The sequence below is a fragment of the Serratia sp. ASV30 genome (genome assembly GCF_016428815.1).
GTDB classification, from domain to species: Bacteria; Pseudomonadota; Gammaproteobacteria; order Enterobacterales; family Enterobacteriaceae; genus Chania; species Chania fonticola_C.
This window is the reverse complement of the sequence record NZ_JAELTL010000038.1, coordinates 20,977-45,577: the sequence shown is the minus strand read 5'-3', so window position 1 is coordinate 45,577 and position 24,601 is coordinate 20,977. Positions and strand designations below refer to the sequence as shown.

General features: G+C 53.6%; 25 protein-coding genes. 15 read left to right on the top strand and 10 right to left on the bottom strand.

The window, feature by feature from the left end; translation table 11 throughout:
- Positions 1-11: 11 nt before the first annotated feature.
- From fabD to yceD, 5 genes are read right to left on the bottom strand one after another with little or no spacing between them, the layout of a single operon-like run.
- Positions 12-941 carry an ACP S-malonyltransferase gene (gene fabD / locus JHD74_RS16945; protein ID WP_199063141.1) on the bottom strand — a complete coding sequence of 310 codons (930 nt, stop codon included), beginning with the start codon at positions 939-941 and terminating at the stop codon, positions 12-14.
- 18 nt (positions 942-959) lie between these two features.
- Positions 960-1,913 carry a beta-ketoacyl-ACP synthase III gene (locus JHD74_RS16940; protein WP_024528542.1) on the bottom strand — a complete coding sequence of 318 codons (954 nt, stop codon included), beginning with the start codon at positions 1,911-1,913 and terminating at the stop codon, positions 960-962.
- A gap of 6 nt (positions 1,914-1,919) precedes the next feature.
- Positions 1,920-2,954 (bottom strand): phosphate acyltransferase PlsX, encoded by a 1,035-nt coding sequence (gene plsX, locus JHD74_RS16935; RefSeq protein ID WP_024528541.1) that lies wholly within the window; start codon positions 2,952-2,954, stop codon positions 1,920-1,922.
- A gap of 12 nt (positions 2,955-2,966) precedes the next feature.
- Positions 2,967-3,134 (bottom strand): 50S ribosomal protein L32, encoded by a 168-nt coding sequence (gene rpmF / locus JHD74_RS16930; RefSeq protein WP_004943042.1) that lies wholly within the window; start codon positions 3,132-3,134, stop codon positions 2,967-2,969.
- A gap of 16 nt (positions 3,135-3,150) precedes the next feature.
- Positions 3,151-3,672 (bottom strand): 23S rRNA accumulation protein YceD, encoded by a 522-nt coding sequence (gene yceD / locus JHD74_RS16925; RefSeq protein ID WP_024485941.1) that lies wholly within the window; start codon positions 3,670-3,672, stop codon positions 3,151-3,153.
- 141 nt (positions 3,673-3,813) lie between these two features.
- On the opposite strand from yceD, the gene JHD74_RS16920 reads away from it, so the two are divergent.
- Entirely contained in the window at positions 3,814-4,395 is a 582-nt protein-coding gene (locus tag JHD74_RS16920) for a nucleoside triphosphate pyrophosphatase (protein WP_199063140.1), read from the top strand.
- A gap of 2 nt (positions 4,396-4,397) precedes the next feature.
- Here the strand turns inward: JHD74_RS16920 and rluC are convergent, their stop codons facing one another.
- Positions 4,398-5,366, bottom strand: coding sequence for a 23S rRNA pseudouridine(955/2504/2580) synthase RluC (gene rluC / locus JHD74_RS16915; RefSeq protein ID WP_024485939.1), 969 nt, complete (start codon positions 5,364-5,366; stop codon positions 4,398-4,400).
- A gap of 553 nt (positions 5,367-5,919) precedes the next feature.
- On the opposite strand from rluC, the gene rne reads away from it, so the two are divergent.
- The 7 genes from rne to JHD74_RS16880 all read left to right on the top strand — a co-directional run bounded on the left by rne (position 5,920) and on the right by JHD74_RS16880 (position 13,846).
- The gene (gene rne, locus JHD74_RS16910) at positions 5,920-9,246 is read left to right on the top strand and encodes a ribonuclease E (protein ID WP_199063139.1); all 3,327 of its coding nucleotides are present in this window, start codon (positions 5,920-5,922) and stop codon (positions 9,244-9,246) included.
- A 256-nt stretch (positions 9,247-9,502) separates the two neighbouring features.
- Complete coding sequence (gene pyrC / locus JHD74_RS16905; protein WP_024528538.1) at positions 9,503-10,552, top strand: dihydroorotase; 1,050 nt, start codon at positions 9,503-9,505, stop codon at positions 10,550-10,552.
- A gap of 74 nt (positions 10,553-10,626) precedes the next feature.
- A complete protein-coding gene (gene dinI, locus JHD74_RS16900; protein WP_021178315.1) occupies positions 10,627-10,866 on the top strand; it encodes a DNA damage-inducible protein I in 240 nt (79 codons plus the stop codon).
- A gap of 134 nt (positions 10,867-11,000) precedes the next feature.
- On the top strand, positions 11,001-11,279 hold the full coding sequence (locus tag JHD74_RS16895; RefSeq protein WP_199063138.1) for a hypothetical protein: 279 nt from the start codon (positions 11,001-11,003) through the stop codon (positions 11,277-11,279).
- A 197-nt stretch (positions 11,280-11,476) separates the two neighbouring features.
- On the top strand, positions 11,477-11,731 hold the full coding sequence (gene bssS, locus JHD74_RS16890; protein WP_024485935.1) for a biofilm formation regulator BssS: 255 nt from the start codon (positions 11,477-11,479) through the stop codon (positions 11,729-11,731).
- A gap of 145 nt (positions 11,732-11,876) precedes the next feature.
- The gene (gene solA, locus JHD74_RS16885) at positions 11,877-12,989 is read left to right on the top strand and encodes an N-methyl-L-tryptophan oxidase (protein WP_199063137.1); all 1,113 of its coding nucleotides are present in this window, start codon (positions 11,877-11,879) and stop codon (positions 12,987-12,989) included.
- Between the two features lie 215 nt (positions 12,990-13,204).
- Entirely contained in the window at positions 13,205-13,846 is a 642-nt protein-coding gene (locus JHD74_RS16880; RefSeq protein WP_074031317.1) for a LuxR C-terminal-related transcriptional regulator, read from the top strand.
- A 3-nt stretch (positions 13,847-13,849) separates the two neighbouring features.
- On the opposite strand, the gene JHD74_RS16875 is transcribed toward JHD74_RS16880, so the two are convergent.
- Complete coding sequence (locus JHD74_RS16875) at positions 13,850-14,908, bottom strand: AI-2E family transporter (RefSeq protein WP_074031316.1); 1,059 nt, start codon at positions 14,906-14,908, stop codon at positions 13,850-13,852.
- 428 nt (positions 14,909-15,336) lie between these two features.
- Between JHD74_RS16875 and JHD74_RS16870 the strand changes: the two genes are divergently transcribed.
- Complete coding sequence (locus JHD74_RS16870; RefSeq protein ID WP_199063136.1) at positions 15,337-15,891, top strand: cytochrome b; 555 nt, start codon at positions 15,337-15,339, stop codon at positions 15,889-15,891.
- Between the two features lie 26 nt (positions 15,892-15,917).
- Positions 15,918-16,496, top strand: a complete 579-nt coding sequence (locus JHD74_RS16865) for a YceI family protein (RefSeq protein ID WP_024528533.1) — start codon at positions 15,918-15,920, stop codon at positions 16,494-16,496.
- 64 nt (positions 16,497-16,560) lie between these two features.
- On the opposite strand, the gene JHD74_RS16860 is transcribed toward JHD74_RS16865, so the two are convergent.
- Positions 16,561-17,613: a rhodanese-related sulfurtransferase gene (locus JHD74_RS16860; RefSeq protein ID WP_024528532.1), complete on the bottom strand. Its 1,053-nt coding sequence runs from the start codon at positions 17,611-17,613 to the stop codon at positions 16,561-16,563.
- A gap of 208 nt (positions 17,614-17,821) precedes the next feature.
- Between JHD74_RS16860 and JHD74_RS16855 the strand changes: the two genes are divergently transcribed.
- The gene (locus JHD74_RS16855; RefSeq protein WP_024528531.1) at positions 17,822-18,919 is read left to right on the top strand and encodes an NADH:flavin oxidoreductase/NADH oxidase; all 1,098 of its coding nucleotides are present in this window, start codon (positions 17,822-17,824) and stop codon (positions 18,917-18,919) included.
- Between the two features lie 19 nt (positions 18,920-18,938).
- Here the strand turns inward: JHD74_RS16855 and JHD74_RS16850 are convergent, their stop codons facing one another.
- Entirely contained in the window at positions 18,939-19,100 is a 162-nt protein-coding gene (locus tag JHD74_RS16850; protein WP_199063135.1) for a histidine kinase, read from the bottom strand.
- Between the two features lie 311 nt (positions 19,101-19,411).
- Here JHD74_RS16850 and JHD74_RS16845 point away from each other — a divergent pair, with 311 nt between their 5' ends.
- The 4 genes from JHD74_RS16845 (at position 19,412) to JHD74_RS16830 (ending at position 24,130) form a co-directional block, all read left to right on the top strand.
- Positions 19,412-20,332, top strand: a complete 921-nt coding sequence (locus JHD74_RS16845; protein WP_199063134.1) for a Kdo(2)-lipid IV(A) acyltransferase — start codon at positions 19,412-19,414, stop codon at positions 20,330-20,332.
- Between the two features lie 59 nt (positions 20,333-20,391).
- A complete protein-coding gene (locus JHD74_RS16840; RefSeq protein ID WP_199063133.1) occupies positions 20,392-20,676 on the top strand; it encodes a YciI family protein in 285 nt (94 codons plus the stop codon).
- Positions 20,677-20,862: 186 nt separating this feature from the next.
- On the top strand, positions 20,863-22,098 hold the full coding sequence (gene mdtG, locus JHD74_RS16835; protein ID WP_199063132.1) for a multidrug efflux MFS transporter MdtG: 1,236 nt from the start codon (positions 20,863-20,865) through the stop codon (positions 22,096-22,098).
- Positions 22,099-22,576: 478 nt separating this feature from the next.
- On the top strand, positions 22,577-24,130 hold the full coding sequence (locus tag JHD74_RS16830) for a peptide MFS transporter (protein WP_024528527.1): 1,554 nt from the start codon (positions 22,577-22,579) through the stop codon (positions 24,128-24,130).
- Positions 24,131-24,178: 48 nt separating this feature from the next.
- Here the strand turns inward: JHD74_RS16830 and JHD74_RS16825 are convergent, their stop codons facing one another.
- The gene (locus JHD74_RS16825) at positions 24,179-24,577 is read right to left on the bottom strand and encodes a VOC family protein (protein ID WP_074031312.1); all 399 of its coding nucleotides are present in this window, start codon (positions 24,575-24,577) and stop codon (positions 24,179-24,181) included.
- Positions 24,578-24,601 lie beyond the last annotated feature (24 nt).

Here is a 24,601-nt window from a genome sequence, read left to right as displayed (position 1 = left end):
GTTATCCTCTTTTACTGTTCCAACGCCGCAGACAGGCTGGCAGTATCGTTAACCGCTGCCGCCGTCAAAGTGTCGACAATGCGTTTGGTCAGGCCGGTCAGCACTTTGCCTGGGCCCACTTCCAACAGCAGAGTCACACCCTCTGCCGCCATAAATTCTACGCTTTCCGTCCAGCGCACCGGGCTGTACAGTTGGCGAACCAACGCACTGCGGATGGCTTCTGGCGCGATTTCTGCGCGTACATCAACGTTATTGACTACCGGTACTAACGGCGCATTGAAGGTGATGTCTTGCAGCGCTACAGCCAGCTTATCGGCAGCCGGCTTCATCAGTGCGCAGTGCGAAGGCACGCTCACCGGCAACGGCAGTGCACGTTTGGCTCCCGCCGCCTTGCAAGCTGCACCTGCACGCTCAACCGCTTCTTTGTTGCCCGCGATAACGACCTGCCCCGGAGAGTTGAAGTTCACCGGTGAAACTACCTGGCCTTGAGCTGACTCCTCACAGGCTTTGGCAATCGAGTCATTATCCAGACCGATGATGGCGTACATGGCACCGGTACCTTCCGGTACCGCTTCCTGCATCAGTTTGCCACGCAGCTCTACCAAACGGATAGCCGCAGCAAAATCCAGCACACCGGCACACACCAGCGCCGAGTATTCACCCAGGCTGTGGCCGGCCATCATCACAGGCATGTTACCGCCCTGCTGTTGCCAGACACGGAAGATGGCAACGGAGGCCGCCAACAACGCTGGCTGTGTCTGCCAGGTTTTATTCAGCTCTTCTGCCGGGCCGGTCTGTACCAACTGCCACAGATCGTAACCCAAAGCCGCAGAAGCGTCGCTAAAAGTTTGTTCCACAATGGGAAACTGTGCGGCCAAATCGGCCAACATGCCAACGGTTTGTGACCCCTGGCCTGGAAAAACAAAAGCAGTTTGCGTCATTTTTTTATTCCTGTTGAATCAAAAACGAACCAGCGCCGAGCCCCAGGTAAAGCCACCGCCGAATGCTTCTAGCAACACCAGCTGACCACGCTGGATGCGCCCGTCGCGTACGGCTTCGTCGAGCGCCGCAGGTACCGAGGCGGCAGAGGTGTTACCGTGACGATCGAGCGTCACCACCACTTTATCCATCCCCATACCCAGTTTTTTTGCCGTTGCGCTGATGATGCGCAGGTTGGCCTGATGCGGAACCAGCCAATCCAGTTCGCTGCGGTCAAGATCGTTGGCCTTCAGCGTTTCATCAACGATATGTGCCAGTTCGGTGACTGCCACTTTAAAGACTTCGTTACCCGCCATGGTGACATAAGCAGGTTGATCCGGGTTCTGACGATCTTTATTCGGCAGCGCCAGCAGATTGCCGTAGCGACCATCGGCATGCAGATGGGTAGAGATAATGCCCGGCTCCTCAGACGCTCCCAGCACTACCGCGCCCGCACCATCACCAAACAGGATGATGGTGCCGCGATCCTCTGGATCGAGCGTGCGTGACAACACATCGGAGCCGATCACCAGCGCATGTTTTACCGCGCCGTTCTTCACGTACTGATCGGCCACGCTCAAGGCGTAGGTAAAGCCAGCACAGGCCGCCGCGATATCAAACGCCGCGCAGTCCTGAATACCCAGCATCTGCTGCACCTGGCAGGCAGAACTTGGGAACGCATGGCTTGAGGTGGTGGTCGCCACCACGATCAGGCCGATATCTTCTTTAGCCACACCCGCCATTTCCAGCGCGTGAGACGCAGCATGGAAGCTCATGGTTGCCACGGTTTCATCCGGGGCAGCGATACGACGTTCACGAATACCGGTGCGAGTCACGATCCACTCGTCAGACGTATCCACCATTTTTTCTAAGTCAGCGTTGGTGCGCACTTGTGCGGGTAAGTAACTCCCCGTACCGAGAATCTTTGTATACATGAACGATCAGTCACTCTTGGGTAATACAGCTTCAAGGCGCGCAGCAATCCGGTCCGGAACTTGCCGCTGCACCGCCTGTACAGCCTGTTCGATTGCCACCGCAAACGCGTTTTGGTTCGCGGCGCCGTGGCTCTTGATCACGGTCCCCCGCAATCCTAACAGACATGCACCATTATACTGGTCGGGGTTCAGATGACCAAAACGCCTTGCCACCCTTTTTTGTAACCAACGACCCAACAATTTTAACCACCACGCCTGCTTCCCCCCTTCGGAGGATGACTTGAGTAGCGACAAGAACAGTCTTATCACACCTTCCATGGTTTTCAGAGTGACGTTGCCGACGAAGCCGTCGCAGACCATCACATCGGTTTTGCCAGTGAGCAGGTCGTTGCCTTCCAGATAACCAATATAGTTGATTGCCTGAGTTTTTTTAAGTACGGCGGAGGCTTCGCGGATATTATCCAGCCCTTTGGTTTCTTCTTCGCCGATATTGAGCAGTGCCACACGTGGCTGCGCGATACCCAATACCTCTTCCGCCATCACGGCACCCATGACCGCGAACTGCACTAGCATCGTGCTGTCGCACTCTACGTTGGCTCCCAGATCCAACACCACGGTTTTACCGCGCTGCTGGTTAGGTATCACGGTCATCAACGCCGGGCGTTCAATGCCGTCCAACGGTTTGATCAGCAGCTTGGCCAGCCCCATCAACGCCCCGGTATTCCCTGCACTGACACAAGCCTGCGCCTCACCGCTTTTAATCAACTCCAGCGCAATACGCATAGAGGTACCTCGGCTGGCCCGGATCGCTTGTGAAGGCTTGGCGTCACCGGCAATAACCGATTCGGCAGGTACGACTTGCAAGCGTTCCAGCACAGACGGATCGGCTTTGGCAAGTAACGGGGAGATGACGTCGGGATCGCCGACTAACAGGAGATGAAGCTGTAAATTAGAGGCCAGTGCCTGCAATGAAGCAGGCACTGTGACGCAGGGACCGAAATCCCCGCCCATTGCATCTAACGCCAGGGTTAGACGAGTCAAAGTATCGCTGACTTAGCCGATAACCTTGCGACCGCGGTAGAAACCGTCGGCAGTGATGTGGTGACGACGATGAGTTTCACCGGAAGTCGCATCTACAGACAAGGTGGTGGTGGTCAGGGCATCGTGTGAACGACGCATGCCACGTTTGGAACGGGTTGGTTTATTTTGTTGTACGGCCATGGACCTTACTCCTCGATTACTTACGCTTTAAACTGGCTAATACGGCAAATGGATTTGGTTTCTCCGCCTCAGGAGGCAGTTTGCCAAACACCATGTCCGCTTCGGACACTTCACAGTGTTCAGATTCATGTACCGGAACGACAGGCAGTGAAAGAATAATTTCATCTTCAATCATTGCCAACAGATCGACTTCGCCAAACTCGTCAACTTCGATCGGTTCGTACGCTTCCGGTAATGCCTCAGCCTGCTCATCATTGACGACCGGGCTAAAACAATATGTTGTGTGGACCTGATGTGCAAACGGGACACCACAGCGTTGACACATCAGCGTTACCGCGACGTCCGCATGCCCTGTTATCACCGCGAGGCGCTGGTTATCAATATCAAACGACAACTGCACTTCGACATCACTGTCCACACTGACCACGGAGTCGGCAACACGTGTAACCAGCTCAGGCGCATAGGAACCAACATAGTCCAGGCGTTTCTGAGCGGTACGTACCGCATCAATGGTCAAGGGTAATTTTACCTTTTGCATAGGGCGCGCATATTAACTTTGTAACGTCATAGAGTCAAAGAAAAAGGCCCTAAAACGGCACCTTTCACCAATATTCGCTTCCAGAGCGGCCGACAGTTTAAGATGACCGACATATTTACGCTACGGTTTGTGGAAAAAATTATGCAAAGACTCTTACTCGCTTCAACGTCAATCTACCGCCAGCAGTTGTTGGAGAAGCTGCACCTGCCCTTTATTTGTGCAGCGCCGCAAACCGATGAAACACCGCTGCCTGGGGAAAGTGCCGAGGCTTTGGTACTGCGCCTGGCGGCGGCCAAGGCTCAGGCGCTGGCTATAGCCTACCCTGATTATCTGATTATCGGTTCCGATCAGGTCTGCGTGATTGCCGGAGAAATCACCGGTAAGCCCCATAGCGAAGAGAACGCCCGCCAGCAGTTACGCAAGGCCAGCGGCAAGCAGGTGACCTTCTATACCGGTTTGGCGCTCTATAATAGCCGTAGCCAACGCCTACAGGTGATATGTGAACCTTTCCACGTTCATTTCCGTACGTTGAGCGAAGTGGAGATAGAAACCTACGTGCGTCTCGAGCAACCGCTCTTTTGTGCGGGCAGCTTCAAAAGTGAAGGTTTGGGGATTGCGCTATTTGAAAAGCTGGAGGGCCGCGACCCGAATGCGCTGATTGGCCTGCCGCTGATCGCATTGCTGGAGATGTTGCGGGCTGAAGGGATCAACCCGCTGGTATAAGCTTATTTCTTGGCAGCGGCGGTTCTTTGCCGCAATACCTGCAGGCAATGACGTAGTTCGTCATCCATCGGCGCTTCGATGCGCATCGTTTCGCCGGTGGCAGGATGTTCAAAGCGCAGCGCCGCCGCATGCAGGAACAGGCGCTTCAGGCCGGTGCCCGCCAATTGGCGATCGAACTCCCGGTCACCATAACGGTCGTCAAAGGCGATCGGATGCCCGGCATGCAAGGTATGCACGCGAATCTGGTGGGTACGCCCGGTGATCGGACTGGCCTTCACCAACGTGGCATGTTCAAAGCGCTCTTCGATCTTGAAGCGGGTCTCCGAAGGTTTGCCTTCGCTGTTGACGCGGACAATGCGCTCACCGCTCTGCAAAATATTCTTCAGCAACGGTGCCTGCACCGCTTTGCAGTGCGACTGCCACTCGCCGCGCACCAACGCCATATAATCCTTCTGCATCCCCTTGAGGCGCAACTGCTCGTGCAGCGAACGCAGCGCCGAACGCTTCTTGGCCACCATCAACACGCCGGAGGTATCGCGATCCAAGCGGTGCACCAGCTCCAGAAAACGCGCTTCCGGGCGTAATGCACGCAATCCTTCGATCACCCCAAAACTCAGGCCGCTACCGCCGTGCACCGCCGTTCCCGAAGGTTTGTTCAGCAGTAGCAGGTGATCGTCCTCATAAAGGATACAATCCGCCAGGGCTGCAACTTTATCCAGCTTGGCGGAAACCGGTGCATCTTCACGCTCGGCGACCCGAACCGGAGGAATGCGCACCACGTCGCCCGCTGCCAGTTTATATTCAGCCTTGATGCGGCCTTTATTGACCCGCACCTCGCCCTTGCGCACGATGCGATAAATCATGCTCTTCGGCACGCCTTTCAGGCGGGCAAGCAAGAAATTGTCGATTCTCTGACCGGCTTCGTCGTCAGAAATCGTCACTAATTGTACTGCGGGAATGTTCGTTTTCATGGGGCGGGATTCTAAATAGAGCGCGTCAATAGCGCCACCTCTTTTTATGTGCTTAACTGTCTCTCAGACTGTGAAAGAAACGCCAGCGAACAATAAGGCAGCAAGCCAGGTTGATCGTTTGCGGTTTCGATCATAGTTAAGGAAAAGTCACCTTGCTATAAAGGTGCTTGCAATGGAATAATGCTGTAACTTTCCGTGCCGATCCCCTTGAAACGAGGAGAATTGCGGAATTATACAGTTTGTCTGGTTGCACAAAAACGCAGCAATGGCGTAAGACGTAATGTGAAATCAAACAATTAGCGGGCTGCGGGTTGCAGCTTGGCCGGCAAATGGAATCAGATCTGTCATCATAAATCAGAGGCTATTCCCTGAGTCAAAAGCGCTGTGTTTCACAAAGAAATACAGGCTTACCGAGATAATGCGCCCCTATGCAGGCGACAACCGTGAGGTTGACGGCTTTGCGAGAAGACACGGGGTTTTCGGTTTTAACCTGGCCATGAGGTTATTTTGCCCGCAGCTTTGTCGATAATGTAAAAAAAACGAGTAAGTTAAGATGAAAAGAATGTTGATTAACGCAACTCAGCAGGAAGAGTTGCGTGTTGCCCTTGTAGATGGACAGCGGCTGTACGATCTGGATATTGAAAGCCCTGGCCATGAGCAGAAAAAAGCGAATATTTACAAAGGTAAAATCACTCGTATTGAACCTAGTCTAGAGGCCGCGTTCGTTGATTACGGCGCTGAAAGACATGGTTTCCTCCCGCTAAAAGAAATCGCTCGCGAATACTTCCCAAGCAATTACTCTTCCCATGGTCGCCCAAACATCAAAGATGTGCTGCGTGAAGGCCAGGAAGTCATCGTTCAGGTTGATAAAGAAGAACGGGGTAATAAAGGCGCTGCCTTGACCACCTTCATCAGCCTGGCCGGTAGCTATCTGGTTCTGATGCCGAACAATCCGCGTGCCGGTGGTATTTCTCGCCGCATCGAAGGTGACGACCGTACCGAACTGAAAGAAGCGCTCTCCTCGCTGCAATTGCCAGACGGCATGGGATTGATTGTCCGCACCGCTGGCGTAGGCAAATCTGCCGACGCTCTGCAATGGGATCTGTCATTCCGCCTCAAGCACTGGGAAGCGATTAAAAAAGCCGCCGAAGGCCGCCCTGCTCCATTCCTGATCCACCAGGAAAGCAACGTTATCGTGCGAGCATTCCGCGACTACCTGCGCCCGGACATCGGCGAAATCCTGATCGACAACCCGAAGGTACTCGATCTGGCCAAAGAGCACATCGCTGCCTTGGGCCGCCCGGATTTCAGCAGCAAGATCAAATTGTACAGTGGCGAAATCCCGCTGTTCAGCCATTACCAGATCGAATCGCAGATCGAATCCGCGTTCCAACGTGAAGTGCGTCTGCCTTCCGGTGGTTCCATCGTGATCGACACCACCGAAGCCTTGACCGCTATCGACATCAACTCCGCGCGTGCAACCCGCGGTGGCGACATCGAAGAAACCGCATTCAATACCAACCTGGAAGCCGCAGATGAAATTGCTCGCCAATTACGCCTGCGCGACCTGGGTGGCCTGATCGTTATCGACTTTATCGATATGACCCCGGTTCGTCACCAGCGTGAAGTGGAAAACCGTCTGCGCGATGCCGTCCGCCAGGATCGTGCGCGCATTCAGATTGGCCGTATCTCGCGCTTTGGCCTGCTGGAAATGTCCCGTCAGCGCCTCAGCCCGTCACTGGGTGAGTCCAGCCACCACGTGTGCCCGCGCTGTACCGGTACCGGCACCATCCGTGATAACGAATCGCTGGCGCTGTCTATTCTGCGCCTGATCGAAGAAGAAGCGCTGAAAGAGAACACCAAAGAAGTTCACGCCATCGTACCGGTTCAGGTTGCTTCCTACCTGCTGAACGAAAAACGTGATTCTGTCAGCGCGATCGAGAAGCGCCAGGGTGGCGTGAAAGCGATCATCGTGCCAAACGATCAGATGCAAACTCCGCATTACTCCGTGCTGCGCGTACGCAAGGGTGAAGAAACACCGACCCTGAGCTACCTGCTGCCGAAGCTGCATGAAGAAGAAATGGCCCAGCCGCAGGATGATGCGCCAGTCGAGCGCAAACGCGAGCAACCGGCTCTGGCTTCCTTCTCCCTGTCACAGGATGCTCCACCGCAGGAAGAAGAGCCTGTGGTTAGCAAGCCTGCCGTTGCCGCCAAACCGGCAGTTGCATCAACCCCCACTGCTGAGGCCAAACCTGGCCTGTTGAGCCGTCTGTTCGGTGGCTTGAAGTCACTGTTCGCCGGTGAAGAAACAGCGGTGGTTGAAGCTAAACCGGTCGTAGCTGAGAAAACGGAAGACAGCGACAACCGTCGTCAGGATCGTCGTGGTCAACGCCGCCAAGGCTCTGGCCGTAAAGGTGAACGTGGCGAGCGTAAAGAACGTGGCGAAGGGCGTGACAACCGTGAACGTGGTGATCGTGAACCACGCGAAAATCGCGAACCGCGCGAACCGCGTGAAAGTCGTGACGATCAGCGCCGCAACAACCGCCGTAACGCACAACAACAGACTGCACCAGCGGCTGCCAACACCGAAGTGCAGACTGAAGAAGCGGCCAAGGCACAGCGCGAAGATCAGCAACAGCGCCGTGAACAACGTGCCGAGCGTCAACGCCGTCGTCAGGAAGAAAAACGCCAGGCTCCACAAGACGTCAAAGTGCCGGAAACTGCGGAAGTCGTTGTTGCCAGCAATAGCAATGACGAAGATGAAGACCGTCATCAGCAACCAACGCAACGTCGTCAACGCCGTCCACTCGCGCAGAAAGTTCGCGTCCTGTCGGCGGAAGAAGAACTGCATCGCGCCGCTGAAGAGCTGTTAGCGCCTAAGGCACCGGTTGCCAAGGTTGAAGAACGCCAGGCTCCGGTATTGGCTGAGAGCGTTAAACTGTTGCCACAGGCCATTGCGGCCCAGGCTGAAGATGACACGCAAGCTGACAACCGTGGTAACGGTGAAAACGGCATGCCACGTCGCTCTCGTCGTTCTCCACGCCATCTGCGCGTCAGTGGTCAGCGTCGTCGTCGCTATCGTGACGAGCGTTATCCGAACCAGTCGCCAATGCCGTTGGCCGGGGCGTTTGCCTCACCAGAGATGGCTTCAGGCAAGGTTTGGGTCAGCTATCCTGTGGCACAAGCAGCCGTCTACGTTGAACACGAAGAAGCTCAAGCGCCAGTGGCAATTGAAACCGTAGCCGTGGCTGCTGCACCGGTGGCTGTTGAAGCCGCTCCTGTTCAGCCTGTGGTCAACGAAGCGCCAAGCGTAGTTGACACCGCTTCGGTAGTGGCTGAATCGGTGGCAACACCGGTAGTTGAAGCCCCGGTAGAAACTGCACCTGTTGAAACCGAAGCCGTCGCTGCCGAATCAGCCGCTGTTGTGGTAGATGAAACCGTTGTCAGTGAAACAACTGAAGATGAGACGGTTACAGATGCTGCAGTACAAGCTGAGCCGGTTATCACTGAATCCTTGGTGCAAGAGCCTGTAGTTGAAGAAGCGGTAGTTGAAGAAGTTGTAGTGGAAGCCGTTGTGGCTGCCCCTGCAGAAACTGCTGTAGCCGCAGAGCCGGAAGTCGTGTCAGCACAGCCAGAGGCTGCTCCAGCTCCTGTGCAGGCGGCCCCAGTGGTTGCACAACCGCAACCGGCGCTCTACAAGCATATCGCTACCGCCCCGATGACCAAAGCGCCTGCGCCGGATTATCAGCCGGAAGCCACCAAGACCAGCGAGTGGCAGCGCCCTTCCTTCAACTTTGACGGAAAAGGTTCTGCTGGCGGCCATGCAGCGGCTAATCAGGCCACTGCTCCAGCGACCAAACCGCAGCCAGTTAACGACTAAGTTAATCCCTGCCCTACAAAACCCGCCTAAATGGCGGGTTTTTTTCACCCCTTTCCAGAAGATGCCCCCTCCCTAGATCTGGCCTGAGATAATCAGTGCTTCCCGGTTACCCAAGCTCTCGCAGCCAACTGATTTCAATTTGCCATTAACTAACAGATGCATCCGGAACGTTTTCCGCTTATCCTTTCACCCCGGCGTGAATAAGCCAAAATTATTCGCTTTTACTAAGATTTTTTGACCGCCGGAGCTCTGCACCATGACCGCACAACCCCAAGCCCTGAAAATCCGCCGCCCTGACGACTGGCATATCCATTTGCGTGACGACAACATGCTGAAAACGGTTCTGCCCTATACCAGTCAGGTGTTTGGCCGGGCGATTGTGATGCCGAACCTGGCCCCACCGATCACCACCGTTGCCGCAGCACGTAGCTATCGTGAACGCATTCTGGCAGCCCTCCCGCCGGAACATAACTTCACGCCATTGATGACCTGCTACTTGACGGATTCACTGGCTGCTGCGGAGCTGGTCAACGGGTTTGAGCAAGGGGTGTTCACCGCCGCCAAACTCTATCCAGCCAATGCCACTACCAACTCCAGCCACGGCGTGAGCGATGTGACCGGAATTTATCCCCTGCTTGAGCAGATGCAGAAGATCGGTATGCCGCTGCTGATCCATGGAGAAGTCACCGATGCCAGCGTGGATATCTTCGATCGCGAGGCTCGCTTTATCGAACAGGTGATGGAGCCGGTGCGCCGCCAGTTCCCGGAATTGAAAATCGTATTCGAGCATATCACCACCCGGGAAGCCGCTCAGTACGTGCAGGAAGGCAATCGTTTCCTTGGTGCCACCATTACGCCACAGCACCTGATGTTTAACCGCAACCACATGCTGGTCGGTGGGATCCGTCCACACCTGTTCTGCCTGCCGATCCTCAAACGTAACATCCATCAGGAAGCGTTACGCAGCGCCGTTGCCAGCGGTTGTGACCGCTTCTTCCTAGGCACCGACTCGGCACCTCATGCCAAACACCGTAAAGAGACCAGCTGTGGCTGTGCAGGGGTATTTAACGCCCCTAACGCGATGCCCGCCTACGCCACCGTGTTTGAGCAATTAGACGCGCTTGAGCATCTGGAAGCCTTCAGCTCGCTGAATGGCCCACGCTTCTACGGCTTGCCGGTGAACCAGGACTTTATCACGCTGCAACGCCTACCGGTGGCCCAGCCAGAGGAGATAACTCTGGGTAATGAAGCTGTGGTGCCCTTCCTGGCGGGTGAGATCATCAACTGGTCAGTGACCGACTGCTAAATATTTTATTTCTGCTCTTGCCTCCGGCGTCATTTGACTGTATAAATATCCAGTATACAGTTCCGGGGGCAATTATGCGTGTTGAAGTCACTATAGATAAAACCAAACCACTGCCGCCGGGGGCTATCGAAGCCCTGACCGGTGAATTCAGTAAACGGGTCAATCGCCAGTTTCCTGACACTACCGTCCAGATCCGTTATGCCGGTGCCAATGGCCTTTCCGTAATGGGCGGTGCCAAAACAGATAAAGACCTGATCGAGGAGATACTCCAGGAAACCTGGGAAAGTGCCGACGATTGGTTCAGTGCAGAATAATTCTGCAATGTCGTTGTTGCCGGGGGTCGCTCTCCGGCTTTTTTGTTTCCGCCGTATTGCCCTTTCCCCTGGAACAAACAGCACTTGTGGTCTGTAATGATTAGACGACTTATAGTGCAACAAAGGTGTAAACAATGGTTCCGGATAAAGACAAACCCGAAGAAGCGATGACCTTTGGCGAGTTGCTGGCCCTGATCGCCGATCAAAAACGGCGGCTGAACGTGCTCGAGGTCGCTTTCTCTTATTTGTCTTTTGGCTTGAATGACAAAACCAATCAGTTGCTGATCCACAGCCTGAAACTGGAAGCACAAAATCAGAACCGCGATCCTGAGATGCAAAAGCATTTCGCTCATCTGGCAGCCGAATTGGAAAGCCATGCGCACGTGCAAATTCCTCCCGCATCCGAAGAGTAATATTTGAACGGGCGCAGCATTCAGCGCCCCTACCATTTGCCGATTAATTGCGCAAAAAATATTTATTTGCAATAAACCGCAGGAAAACACCCCACGTCAGATCCCGGATGCGTATACTGTAAAAGCTCACCATGAAGATGAGACGCATTGATCCTCGTTAGTAACTCCAGCTAGTCACTACTTGATAAGGGGTCTTTATGGACAGAAATGATGAAGTAATACAGACACATCCGCTTGTTGGCTGGGATATCAGTACCGTCGATGTTTATGATGCCATGATGATTCGCCTTCATTACCTGTCTTCACTAGACCAAACAGCCGAAGAAGCGCAAGTGGATCGGACTCTTTGGCTAACCACAGACGTTGCCCGCCAATTGATCAATATTTTAGAAGCTGGCATCGCCAAGATAGAATCTACGGATTATTTAGACCTTGATCGAAGAAAACATTAACCCATTCACCCTCAACCGCTAAGGCGTCGGCAATTAACCGGCGCCTTTTCTTTTGTATCGGCTCGCATCGGTTCCTGGTGCATTACCGCCGCCAAACTTTTATCATAACGGCCATCAGCGACACATCAAAGAAAGGACATGGCACGTGGAATATGACTTGATCATCGTGGGTAGCGGCTCGGTTGGGGCTGCTGCAGGCTATTATGCGACAACCGCAGGCCTTAAGGTCTTAATGATCGACAGCGCTTTCCCCCCGCATCGTCAGGGCAGTCACCACGGCGATACCCGCATCATCCGCCATGCTTACGGTGAAGGCGAAAAATATGTGCCTTTTCTGCTGCGTGCCCAGGCACTGTGGAACGGATTGGAACAGAAAAGCGGCGACAAGCTGTTTCATCCCTGTGGCGTACTCACTCTGGGGCCACAAAACAGTGAGTTTGTCACCACGGCACAGCGCAGTGCCAAAAGCTTTAACCTCAATACACAGTTACTGAGCGCCGAACAGATCCAACAGCGCTGGCAAGAGTTCACTGCGCCAGCGGGTTATGTCGGCCTGTTCGAACCGGATGCAGGAATACTGCGTTCTGAGCTGATTGTCGCCAGCTATATCAGACTGGCCAGAGAAGCGGGCTGCGCCCAACTGTTTAATTGCCCGGTGACCGCGATAGAGCCAATCGAGCAAGGGGTTGAGGTCGTTACTTCAGAAGGGCGCTACCAAGGGCGTAAAGCCGTGGTCTGCGCAGGTACCTGGGTGAAAAATCTGTTACCACAGCTTCCTATTTCACCGGTACGTAAGGTGTTTTCCTGGTATCAGGCCGATGGCCGTTACAGCGAAAACAACCGCTTTCCGGCGTTCACCGTTGAAGCGCAAGACGGCTGCCACTATTACGGTTTCCCATCGGAGAATGACGGCTTAAAGGTCGGTAAACATGAGGGTGGACAACCGATGGAGACAGCAGATCAGCGTAAGCCGTTCGGTTCCCTGGCCAGCGACGGTACCGAAGTATTCGGCTTTCTGCGCCACTTCTTGCCTGGGCTTGGCGTTTGTCTACACGGTGAGGCCTGTAGCTATGATATGAGCCCGGATGAAGACTTTATCATCGACACCCTGCCTGACTGCCAACAGTTGATGGTGATCACCGGCCTGAGTGGCCACGGCTTTAAGTTTGCCAGTGTACTGGGCGAGATAGCAGCGCTGTTTGCGCAAGATAAGCCTTCATCCCTGGATATCACCCCCTTCAGCCTGCGGCGTTTCTGACCGATCAATCCCCTGTTCGCACCGCTCTGGCCAGCGGCAGGGGAAAACCACAGCGATAGAAATACGACAACATACTGATATTACTGAAAAATAGGCTATGGACGGAAATATCTTCCTATAGCCACTGGATTTCCGAATTGATCCTACTGCCGGGTAAGGCCTATTTTACATAATTAGGCTCTAGCCCGTTTTGTATCCTCAACAAGGACGTCACCATGAAACTACTCGTAGTAGACGAATGCTGTTTCACTCGTATTGGGATCGCCAGCCACTTTACTGACAACGTGTTTGCGTCAGTAAAATGCTGCCCAGACATCGACACCGCGCTCCCTCTACTGGCCAGTTTCAAACCCAGCCATATTTTGGTGAATCTAACCAACTACTGCCGCTGTACAACAGATAATCAACTGCTTTCAGCGTTTATCACGGCGGCCTGGCGTGCAACGGTACATATTTACCTTGATGCTCCTTATCCCTATAGTGAAAGCCCGCTGCGCATCGCCAGCAATACTTTTTTATTCAACAAAGCCGTGTTACCCATTGCGCTAAAAACGCTAAGTAAAATCCCCAGTGAGCTAATGAAGGATCAAGAGGCTCATTCGCTTTTCAGCCCGCAAGAATTGACGGTAATGCGCTATTGGATGTCCGAAATGCCGAATTACCGCATCGCCAAGAAATTACAGATCAGCTCCCATACGGTGTACGTGCACAAGCGCCATATCACCGAGAAAATCAACGTGCGTAACCGGCTGGAATTTTATTCACTGTATAACATACTGCGCTATTTCTATCCGCCAGAACCCACCACCTTTAAACAGGTGGGTTCGGCTTCGTTAGCACTGCAGGCCGTCGTTTAAGCCTCATTTCGGCGTAATTTCGTTTATCTCGCGCCCATCACCGAGGAGCATTGCCACCTTGCGTCCTCCATCCATGGTTTCCAACGTGATGCGCGCGATAATGGTCAAGGGGACCGAAAGCAGCATCCCCACGGGCCCCATCAGCCAGCCCCAGAAGATCAGGGAAAGGAACACCACCAGCGTAGAAAGCCCCAGCCCACGGCCCATGATCCGTGGTTCCAGCATATTACCGATGATCAGGTTGATCAGAATATAGCCCGCAGCCACCACGGCCGCATCGGCAAAGCCGTTAAACAGCAAAGCCTGGATCAGCGGCGGAATAGCGGCAATGATCGAACCAATATTGGGCACATAGTTGAACATGAACGCCATCATGCCCCAGATAAAGGCAAAACGAACGCCAACCCAGCTCAGAAAGCCCCAGACGATCAGGCCAGTTGCCAGGCTGATGGCGGTCTTGATCACCAGATAGTGTGTAACCCCTTGCAAGGCCCGGCGGATAGTGGCCATCCCTTCGGTGGGATTATCCAGCGCCTGCTGCAGCTTAAAGGGCAATACCTTCACCTCAAACAGCATAAAGACTACCGTCATCAATAACAGGAAGATGCTGGTCATCGCCCCGGAAAGGTGCCCCAGCAGGCGGGTCACCAGGTTCATGGTGGCACCAGGATCGACGTATTTGACCACCGCTTCTGCCGAGAAGTTAATATCCAGATTGAAGCGCTGCGCCTGGTATTGCAGTTCACTCAGCTTCTCCAGCATCACGCCCCGATACTGCGGCAATGAGCGAGCAAACTCATTTAATGAAGCACCCAGCATACCGATCAAGGTCAGCAACAGCACGACGATGGCAATCACCAATAGCGTCACCCCCAGCGCTCTAGGCACACGAAAGCGTTCCAGTAGCAGCACCAGCGGGTTTAACACGATGGCCAAGAACACCGCCAGCAGGAATGGCACCACAATATCTGCCGCCGCCTTTATGCCAGCCAGGATCACCACCAGCATGGCCAGCATCATGATCAGACGTAACTTGCGGTCATTAAACTCGGGTATGCCCATGAAATTTCCTTGTGTGATACAGGCCCGCCAGAGCCGTCGATAAATACATGTTAGCAAATTATTCCTTGCTGTCGCAGGCATATTACCCTCAAGTTGCTGAAGGAATTAAATTAATCCTGGTAGATAAGGCGAACAAATAATCGGCGTTAGTCGTTTTTCAATTATTTGCCAAGGTTTCTGGTGGTATTTACGAAAAATGACAAAAGCTGACAATTAAGAATAAAGTCGATAGATTTCAATTGGCCAGAGTTTCTCCAGTATTGCCAGAAAAGCGCCCTCTCCAACGATTCCTTTGACCAACTCGCCACAACTCAAACAAATCTACTGATTAATATTTTTATGCAGTAACTTAGTTAAATTTATTATTGATTTATATTTCTTAAAGTTTAAGTATTGCTGTCGGTAAATGAGATTTGTAAGGAAAACTGATGCTCTGGAAAAATACCGCCGACCGCTTTGGTCACGTTTCTGTGCTGATCCACTGGCTGGTGGCACTGACCGTTTACGGCATGTTTGCCCTCGGATTATGGATGGTGACGCTGGGTTACTACGACGTTTGGTATCACCAGGCGCCGGAGATCCACAAAAGTATTGGCACGCTGCTGTTTATCGTAATGGTGGTACGAGTGGTTTGGCGCTTTATCTCGCCGCCGCCCAAGCCCCTGGCCAGTTATAGCCGTCTTACGCATATCAGTGCGGTACTCGCCCATATCGCGCTTTACACCGTGCTATTCGCCATCCTGATCAGTGGCTACCTGATCTCGACCGCCGACGGTCAGGCAATCAGCGTATTTGGCTGGTTTGACGTACCGGCCAGCGTGACCGGTTTGCCACAGCAGGCCGATACCGCCGGGACTGTCCATCTTTATCTGGCTTGGGCCGTCGTCGTGCTTTCGGTACTGCACGCCCTTGCTGCGCTTAAACATCACTTTATTGATGGTGATGTTACTTTGAAACGGATGCTGGGTCGCAGCACCGATTAACCCTTTGGATTTATGGAGATATTGCTATGTTGAAGAAAACTGTATTAGGCCTGGCCGCGGGCGCTCTGCTGTTAAACGCCGGTTCCGCCCTGGCTGCCAATTATAAAATCGACAAACAAGGCCAGCACGCCTTTATCGAATTCCGCATCCAGCACCTGGGTTACAGCTGGATTTATGGTTCTTTCAAAGATTTTGACGGTGGCTTTACCTTCGATGAAAAAGATCCGGCTAACGATAAAGTCAACGTAACCATCAACACCGCCAGCGTAGACACCAACCACGCCGAGCGTGACAAACACCTGCGCAGCGCCGAGTTCTTGAACGTTGAAAAGAACAAGCAGGCCACCTTTACCTCTACCGAGGTGAAAAAAGACGGTGAAGGTTATGCCGTAGTCGGCAACCTGACGTTGAATGGCGTGACCAAGCCAGTCACGCTGGCAGCCAAGCTGGTCGGCGAAGGTAAGGATCCTTGGGGCGGTTACCGCGCCGGTTTCGAAGCCAACGGTAAAATCAAGCTGAAGGACTTTGGCATCACCACCGACCTCGGCCCAGCTTCCCAGGAAGTTGAGCTGATCATCTCGGTCGAAGGCGTTCGCGAGAAGTAATACATTCTTTATACATCAAGGGCGCTGAATTTCAGCGCCCTATTTCTATCCTATGAGCAACACCCTACTCTTTCGGTTCTGGGATATGCATGGTGGTTTGCAACAGCCCTTTGGACTTATTGAAGATTTTTACGCCATTCTCGCGGCCAGCCCGGCGGGCTCGCTGTTCTTCACGCGGTAGTTTCAGTTCTTCACGGCAGGTCTCGCTGCAACAGCCAGCAAACTTCTCGGCACAGCTTGGGCACTGGATAAACAGCAGATGGCAGCCGTCGTTCAGGCAGTTGGTGTGAGTATCACATGGCGCACCGCACTGATGGCAGTTGGCAATCACGTCCTCTGAGATACGTTCCCCCATGCGCTCGTCAAACACAAAGTTCTTGCCGATGAACTTCAGTGGCAACCCTTGCGCCTTCGCCTGGCGGGCATATTCGATAATACCGCCTTCCACGTGATAGACGTTTTTGAAGCCATTATGCAGCATATAGGCGCTGGCTTTCTCACAACGGATCCCACCGGTACAGTACATGACAATATTCTTGTCTTTCTGCTCCTGTAGCATTTCCACTGCCATCGGTAGCTGATCGCGGAACGTGTCGGAAGGCACTTCGATCGCCTTCTCAAAGTGCCCAACCTCGTACTCATAATGGTTGCGCATATCAACAAACACCGTATTCGGATCGTCGATCATCTGGTTAACACGATCGGCCTGCAGGTACTCACCCACATTGGCAGGATTGAAGGTTTCATCTTCAATCCCGTCGGCCACAATACGTTCACGCACTTTCAGGCGCAGTACCCAGAAGGATTTGCCGTCGTCTTCCAGCGCAATATTCAGGCGCACTTGATCCAGCGCCGGGTGCGAAGCAAACAGCACGGTTTTGAACGCGTCAAAATGACTCTGTGGCACGCTGATCTGCGCATTGATGCCCTCTTTGGCCACGTAGATACGGCCAAACACCTTCAGTTTATCGAACTGAATATACAGGCTATCGCGAAATGCCTTTGGGTCGTCAATGGTGAAATATTTATAAAAAGAAACTGTGGTGCGTGGCTCGGTTTCGGCCAGCATACGCGCCTTCAGTTCCTCATTAGAAATTCGGTTATGTAACACTGGCATGGTGTACTTTCCTGTCTTTCGGGAGGTGACTGATTGAGTGCCCACGGGCCGTTAGCCCGCGCGCGGCGCACATCATACCCGAAAATAGGCTGCAACACAGCATTAACCCGGCGGCAATCATTTCCGCACAAAGCTTGACGTTATTGGCAAATACCGATAAGCCTAGTGCAAGTTGTAGCAACGAATTTTGACGGACCATGAGGAAATTATGAGCCAGCTGTTTACTCCGATCACCCTGGGGCTACTGCGGTTGCCTAACCGCATCATTATCGCCCCTATGTGCCAGTACTCTGCCGACAACGGCAAAGCCACCGAATGGCATACGATGCACCTCGGCCATCTGTCCCTTTCCGGGGCAGGTTTGCTGATTGTGGAAGCCACTGCGGTTTCACCGGAAGGACGTATTTCTCCGGGAGATCTGGGCCTGTGGGACGACGATACCGAACAGGCACTTGCCGACGTGGTGCAGGCGGTAAAAAAACACGCCACCATGCCTTTGGGGATCCAACTGGGGCATGCTGGCCGCAAAGCTTCTTGCGCCCTTCCCTGGCATGGCGGTGCCCAACTGACCAGGAGTGAGGGTGGTTGGCAAACGCTCTCTGCCTCTACCCAGCCCTTTAACCCTCTGGATGAGACTCCACAGGCTATGAGCCTGGAACAAATTGAGCAGCTGAAGGCACAGTTTGTTGCAGCGGCACGGCGTGCCGACCGTCTCGGCTTCGAGCTGATCGAACTGCACGGGGCACATGGTTACCTGTTGCACCAGTTCCTTTCGCCACTGGCCAATCATCGCACCGATCAATATGGTGGGTGCCTGCAAAATCGTATGCGATTGTTGCTGGAGATTTTTAGCGAGGTGCGGGCGGTATTCCCGGCCAACAAAGCGCTTGGCGTGAGGATCTCCGCCAGTGACTGGGTTGAAGGAGGCTGGGACGAACAACAATCTGTTGAACTGGCCAGCGCTTTAAAGGAGTTGGGCTGCGATTACATTCATATTTCCAGCGGCGGCCTGTCACCACAGCAAAAAATCCCGGTGGGGCCGAACTATCAGGTGCCGTTTGCCGAAACCATCAAACATAAAGTGGGGATGCCAACCATCGCCGTGGGGTTGATCACCGAACCAGAGCAAGCGGAAGCGATCGTCGCCACCGGTCAGGCCGATATGGTCGCGCTAGCGCGCGGTATTCTCTATAACCCTCGTTGGCCATGGCACGCGGCCGCAAAACTGGGGGCCCAAGTGCAGGCTCCGCCACAGTATTGGCGCTCAGAACCGCATCGGGTAAAAGGTTTGTTTAAAGACCATTAAAACGACCTCAAGCGGGTGTTTAGCGCCCGCTTGACCATTCCGTAGCCCCAGAGATAATCGCCCCAGACAGCAGTCCGGTTCCCGCTACGGCCAGCAAAGGGTTGTACTGCAAATATGCCCCTAGGCAACCAAGCAGCCCCCCCATCACCAGCAGTCCAGCACTTAACCATGATGCAAACATAGTTACCTCCTGAATCAATGAACGCATAAAACGCCGTCTGATTTATAGGTCGATCCTCACTGGATTTGGCGAAAAAACCAGCGCCCACGCCTGATTTTGGCCAAAAAAGGGTGTTTTAATGCGGTGAGTTTTCCTGTTACAAAAGAAAAATGCCACAATACGCTATTATAAGCGGCAGAAAACCATCGCATAGACTGAGTCGTTCTAGCAACCCGTTGTCACCAAAAGTGCTGCTGGCGACCGGCAACTCGACGTATCTATGCATTTTATCTGTTATTACTGTTAAATGACTGCTTCTAAGCTGAGAACCCATGACGCAAGTTCCTTCTTTCAATCGATCTTTACTGCATCCGCGCTACTGGCTTACCTGGTTTGGCATTGCCTTACTCTACCTGCTGGTCCTGTTGCCATACCCAATGATTTATCGTTTGGGGACCGGGTTGGGTCGCTTTTCAATGCGTTTCCTCAAACGCCGGCGAGCGATAACCGAGCGTAACCTGGAACTGTGCTTTCCGGATATGCCAAGAGCCGAACGTGATGCGTTGATAGTCAAGAACTTCGAATCCGTGGGGATGGGGCTGTTTGAAACCGGCATGGCCTGGTTCTGGCCCAACTGGCGCATTGAGCGCTGGTTCAGCGTCAGCGGTCTGGAGCACATTCAAAAGGCACGGGACAATCATCAAGGGGTGCTACTGATCGGCCTGCACTTCCTGACTCTGGAGTTAGGTGCGCGCATCTTCGGTATCCACAATCCAGGGATAGGCGTCTACCGTCCACACGACAACAAGCTGATGGATTGGCTACAGACCTGGGGCCGTATGCGTTCAAACAAATCCATGCTGGATCGTAAAGACGTCAAAGGGATGATCCGCGCCCTGAAACAAGGAGAGATCATCTGGTACGCACCGGATCATGACTACGGCCCGCGCAGCAGCGTGTTTGCTCCGCTGTTTGCAGTGGAAAAAGCAGCGACCACCACAGGCAGCTATGTGTTGGTGCGCATGGGGAAACCGGCGATCATTCCCTTTACGCCTCGCCGCCTGCCAGAAGGGAAAGGGTACGAACTCATCATGCAGCCAGCGGTGGAGAACTTCCCGCTGGATAACGAAGTCGAGGCTGCGGCCTTTATGAACAAAGTGGTAGAAAAAGAGATCCTGATGGCACCGGATCAATATATGTGGCTGCACCGCCGCTTCAAGACCCGCCCAGAAGGTGAGCCCTCTCTCTATTAATCACCACGGGCCAGGATGGCCCACATGATATTGTCACTTTTCCAGCAACAGGAGCTTCTATGTATATCGTCAGCCTGACCTACCACCGCCCGATTGAAGAAGTAGAAAGCCATCTTGAAGGGCATATCGCCTGGTTGAAGCGCTATTTTCAAGCTGGCAGCTTTATTGCCTCTGGCCGAAAGAATCCGCGTACCGGCGGCGTGATCCTGGTAAAAGATATGGAACGTTCCACGCTGGATGCCATCCTGGCGGAAGATCCCTTCATCGCCGTGGCCAATTATGAGGTGACAAACGTCGCCCTCACTACCACCAGCGCCGGATTCGAAGCCTTGGTCGGCGTCTGAGCCCCCGTTCCCGCGTTATTCTGCGCGGGAATAATTGTCATTCCCCGTTTTAAAACTTTATTTCATTTTTACTCAAAATCACACGGTTGCTCAATTGATAACCTGCGTTATTAAGCGCATACTTACCAGGCTAACTTTTTTTTGCCTTGCGCGATCGCCAGGCTCCCCTATCCCGCACGGAAACCTATGGCCCCGGCAGCAGAACCTATCAATTGGCAACGTAACCTGTTCATCACCTGGCTAGGCTGCTTTCTGACCGGTGCGGCCTTTAGCCTGATCATGCCGTTCCTGCCGCTGTACGTTGAAGCTCTTGGCGTTACCGGCCATCAGTCGCTGAATATGTGGTCCGGATTGGTGTTCAGTATCACCTTCCTGTTCTCCGCCATTGCCTCACCGTTCTGGGGCAGCCTGGCCGATCGCCGTGGGCGTAAGCTGATGTTGCTGCGTTCTGCGCTAGGAATGGGCATTGTGATGGTGCTGATGGGCATGGCGCAAAACATCTGGCAGTTTCTGGCACTGCGCGCGGTGCTAGGGCTGCTCGGCGGCTTTATTCCCAACGCCAATGCGCTGATTGCTACCCAGGTGCCGCGCCATCGCAGCGGCTGGGCACTGGGCACCCTATCGACCGGCGGCGTCAGTGGTGCCCTGATTGGCCCATTGATTGGCGGTTTGCTGGCTGACCAATATGGCCTGCGCCCCGTGTTCTTCATCACCGCTACGGTGCTGTTTATCTGTTTCCTGCTGACGCTGTTCTGCGTGCGGGAACAGTTCACTCCGGTGCAGAAAAAAGACATGTTGCATGCGCGCCAAGTCTTTGCCTCGCTCAAAAGCCCCAAGCTGATCCTCAGCCTGTTTGTCACCACCATGATCATCCAGATCGCCACTGGCTCGATTGCCCCAATCCTCACGCTTTACGTGCGTGAACTGGCGGGCAACATCAGCAACCTGGCGTTTGTCAGTGGTTTGATCGCCTCGGTACCCGGCGTTGCTGCCTTGATGAGTGCGCCACGGCTGGGCAAGTTGGGCGACAGGATCGGCCCGGAGCGGATTCTGGTGTTTATGCTGGTGATTTCCGTGCTGTTGCTGATCCCTATGGCCTTTGTCCAGACTCCCTGGCAACTCGGCGTATTGCGTTTCCTGCTCGGCGCTGCCGATGGCGCACTGCTGCCTGCGGTACAAACCTTACTGATCTACAACTGTACCATTCAGGTTGCCGGGCGAATATTCAGCTATAACCAATCTTTCCGGGATATCGGCAACGTTAGCGGCCCACTGCTCGGCGCAGCCGTCTCTGCCAGCTACGGATTCCGCGCGGTATTCTGCATGACGGCGCTGGTGGTGCTATTTAACGCGTTCTATTCCTGGTGGTGTCTGCAACGGCGGCCAGCGAGAATGCGTGAAGACACGTTACAAGAAGAGTAATAGCGCTATTTATCGCCAGTTGTTGTGATAAATATTACCCAAGCCCCATTTCACTTACTTTTATTATTGTTACCCTCCCGCTGTAACCCGGCCCCAACCTCTAAGAATAATATTATTAACACATTGTTTTTAGACAAAAAAAATCACAAACAGAGCAATAAACCACCTGTCAATGGAAATAACGCCACAGCCAACATAAAAACCAATAAAGTAGATGTTTGTCGACTTTTCGTCTAAAAAATGGGATACAGGTACTAGACAAAACCACCATTCAGTTATCAAATGGTTAAATAATATCACGCCAGAAGTAACATTCTGACCAAGTGAATAAAATAGCCTGCAGGGTTTTCAAGCTTAATAGGCACTGCGGCTGAGGTTTTGTCAGGTAATCCGCCTCAGCGGGATTTCCTCACTTACAGACACAGACATACCACAGTATCTGCTGCCAGCGCGCAGCACATTATATTGGGAAGACTTTATGCAATCCTCTGTTAATCAGAAAGAAAGCCGGACGTTCCTCGGCCATCCATATCCCCTCGGCTCCCTGTTCTTCACTGAAATGTGGGAGCGTTTCTCGTTTTATGGCATTCGTCCGTTACTGATCCTGTTTATGGCCGCTACGGTTTATGACGGCGGGATGGGGTTGGCGCGCGAAAACGCCTCGGCGATCGTCGGTATCTTTGCTGGCAGTATGTACCTGGCGGCACTGCCGGGTGGCTGGTTAGCCGATAACTGGCTCGGCCAGCAAAAAGCCGTTTGGTATGGTTCAATCCTGATCGCTCTGGGCCACCTGTCAATTGCCCTGTCCGCTATTATGGGCAACGACCTGTTCTTCGTCGGCCTGATGTTTATCGTGCTCGGTTCCGGCCTGTTCAAAACCTGTATTTCGGTGATGGTTGGAACCCTGTACAAGAAAGGCGATGCGCGCCGTGACGGTGGCTTCTCGCTGTTCTACATGGGCATCAACATGGGCTCCTTTATTGCCCCGCTGATTTCCGGCTGGCTGATCCGTTCACACGGTTGGCACTGGGGCTTCGGCATCGGTGGTATCGGGATGTTGGTAGCTTTAGTGATCTTCCGGGTGTTTGCCGTACCGGCCATGAAGCGCTATGACAGCGAAGTAGGCCTGGACTCAACCTGGAATAGCCCGATTGCCAAGAAAAATGGCGTGGGTGGCTGGCTGATTGCGCTAGCCGTGGGCGTTGCCGCAATCGTGATTATGATCTCCCAAGGCATCATCGTGATTAACCCGGTCGCCGTTGCCAGTATGCTGGTTTACGTCATCGCCGCCTCGGTCACGCTGTACTTTATCTATCTGTTCTTCTTTGCTGGCCTGAGCCGCAAAGAGCGTGCGCGTCTGCTGGTCTGTTTTATCCTGCTGATTTCTGCCGCCTTCTTCTGGTCGGCCTTCGAACAGAAACCGACCTCGTTCAACCTGTTCGCTAACGATTACACCAACCGCATGATCGGCGACTTCGAGATCCCGGCGGTATGGTTCCAATCGATTAACGCATTGTTCATTATCCTGTTGGCGCCAATCTTCAGTTGGGCCTGGCCGGCTCTGGCTCGTAACAAAATCCGCCTGAGCAGCATCACCAAATTCGTGATCGGTATTCTGTTTGCCGCCGCAGGTTTTGGCCTGATGATGCTGGCCGCGCAACAGGTGTTGGGCAATGGCGGCGCTGGCGTGTCACCGATGTGGCTGGTGGGCAGCATCCTGATGCTGACGCTGGGTGAGCTTTGCCTGAGCCCGATTGGCCTGGCAACCATGACGCTGCTGGCACCGGACAGAATGCGTGGCCAGATGATGGGCCTGTGGTTCTGTGCCAGCGCGCTGGGCAACCTGGCTGCCGGCTTGATCGGTGGCCACGTGAAAGCGGATCAGTTGGACATGCTGCCAACCCTGTTCGCCCGCTGCTCTATTGCGCTGGTGATCTGTGCCGCCGTGCTTATCCTGCTGATCGTCCCGATCCGTCGCATGCTGGAAAATACCCAGGGTAAAAGCGGTGATAAACCGGTCACGCACGCCTGATAGATACTGAGTATTCAGCCTTAAGCCAGCGTTCTTCGCTGGCTTTTTTTATGTCTGCCAGGCACGTGCTTGCAACACCACGCGATAGCCATCCAAATCTTCAAACGTTTGCCCATGCACATCCCAATAAGGGTTGTATGCCTGCACGCGCTTAAAGCCACTGGCTATCAGCCGATCGCACCCTCTCTGCCAACTTGCAACCTCCGGCACATAAAATACCAACAGGTTGTCTTGCGTAGGTGCGCGCCCCACCAGTACACCGCGGTGATGAGTGAACTCCAGATGATAGGCATGGTGCGGATGACCAAGCATAATGCCATCGAACCCCTGGTGATCTTCAAACTCACCCAGTTGTTCAAACCCCAGGCCCTGGCAATACATGTTGGCAATCGCGGCCAAATGGTCGGTGGGCCGGGCGATGCGTAATACCGCGTTGGCAAGTTCCATATTTCCTCCCGTTGGCAAACAGTT

Bases quoted from the DNA above. Each gene is read 5' to 3' on its own strand.
- fabD (WP_199063141.1), bottom strand. From the start codon at position 941: ATGACGCAAACTGCTTTTGTTTTTCCAGGCCAGGGGTCACAAACCGTT.
- JHD74_RS16940 (WP_024528542.1), bottom strand. From the start codon at position 1,913: ATGTATACAAAGATTCTCGGTACGGGGAGTTACTTACCCGCACAAGTG.
- rpmF (WP_004943042.1), bottom strand. From the start codon at position 3,134: ATGGCCGTACAACAAAATAAACCAACCCGTTCCAAACGTGGCATGCGT.
- yceD (WP_024485941.1), bottom strand. From the start codon at position 3,672: ATGCAAAAGGTAAAATTACCCTTGACCATTGATGCGGTACGTACCGCT.
- JHD74_RS16920 (WP_199063140.1), top strand. From the start codon at position 3,814: ATGCAAAGACTCTTACTCGCTTCAACGTCAATCTACCGCCAGCAGTTG.
- rluC (WP_024485939.1), bottom strand. From the start codon at position 5,366: ATGAAAACGAACATTCCCGCAGTACAATTAGTGACGATTTCTGACGAC.
- rne (WP_199063139.1), top strand. From the start codon at position 5,920: ATGAAAAGAATGTTGATTAACGCAACTCAGCAGGAAGAGTTGCGTGTT.
- pyrC (WP_024528538.1), top strand. From the start codon at position 9,503: ATGACCGCACAACCCCAAGCCCTGAAAATCCGCCGCCCTGACGACTGG.
- dinI (WP_021178315.1), top strand. From the start codon at position 10,627: ATGCGTGTTGAAGTCACTATAGATAAAACCAAACCACTGCCGCCGGGG.
- JHD74_RS16895 (WP_199063138.1), top strand. From the start codon at position 11,001: ATGGTTCCGGATAAAGACAAACCCGAAGAAGCGATGACCTTTGGCGAG.
- bssS (WP_024485935.1), top strand. From the start codon at position 11,477: ATGGACAGAAATGATGAAGTAATACAGACACATCCGCTTGTTGGCTGG.
- JHD74_RS16880 (WP_074031317.1), top strand. From the start codon at position 13,205: ATGAAACTACTCGTAGTAGACGAATGCTGTTTCACTCGTATTGGGATC.
- JHD74_RS16875 (WP_074031316.1), bottom strand. From the start codon at position 14,908: ATGGGCATACCCGAGTTTAATGACCGCAAGTTACGTCTGATCATGATG.
- JHD74_RS16870 (WP_199063136.1), top strand. From the start codon at position 15,337: ATGCTCTGGAAAAATACCGCCGACCGCTTTGGTCACGTTTCTGTGCTG.
- JHD74_RS16865 (WP_024528533.1), top strand. From the start codon at position 15,918: ATGTTGAAGAAAACTGTATTAGGCCTGGCCGCGGGCGCTCTGCTGTTA.
- JHD74_RS16860 (WP_024528532.1), bottom strand. From the start codon at position 17,613: ATGCCAGTGTTACATAACCGAATTTCTAATGAGGAACTGAAGGCGCGT.
- JHD74_RS16855 (WP_024528531.1), top strand. From the start codon at position 17,822: ATGAGCCAGCTGTTTACTCCGATCACCCTGGGGCTACTGCGGTTGCCT.
- JHD74_RS16850 (WP_199063135.1), bottom strand. From the start codon at position 19,100: ATGTTTGCATCATGGTTAAGTGCTGGACTGCTGGTGATGGGGGGGCTG.
- JHD74_RS16845 (WP_199063134.1), top strand. From the start codon at position 19,412: ATGACGCAAGTTCCTTCTTTCAATCGATCTTTACTGCATCCGCGCTAC.
- JHD74_RS16840 (WP_199063133.1), top strand. From the start codon at position 20,392: ATGTATATCGTCAGCCTGACCTACCACCGCCCGATTGAAGAAGTAGAA.
- mdtG (WP_199063132.1), top strand. From the start codon at position 20,863: ATGGCCCCGGCAGCAGAACCTATCAATTGGCAACGTAACCTGTTCATC.
- JHD74_RS16830 (WP_024528527.1), top strand. From the start codon at position 22,577: ATGCAATCCTCTGTTAATCAGAAAGAAAGCCGGACGTTCCTCGGCCAT.
- JHD74_RS16825 (WP_074031312.1), bottom strand. From the start codon at position 24,577: ATGGAACTTGCCAACGCGGTATTACGCATCGCCCGGCCCACCGACCAT.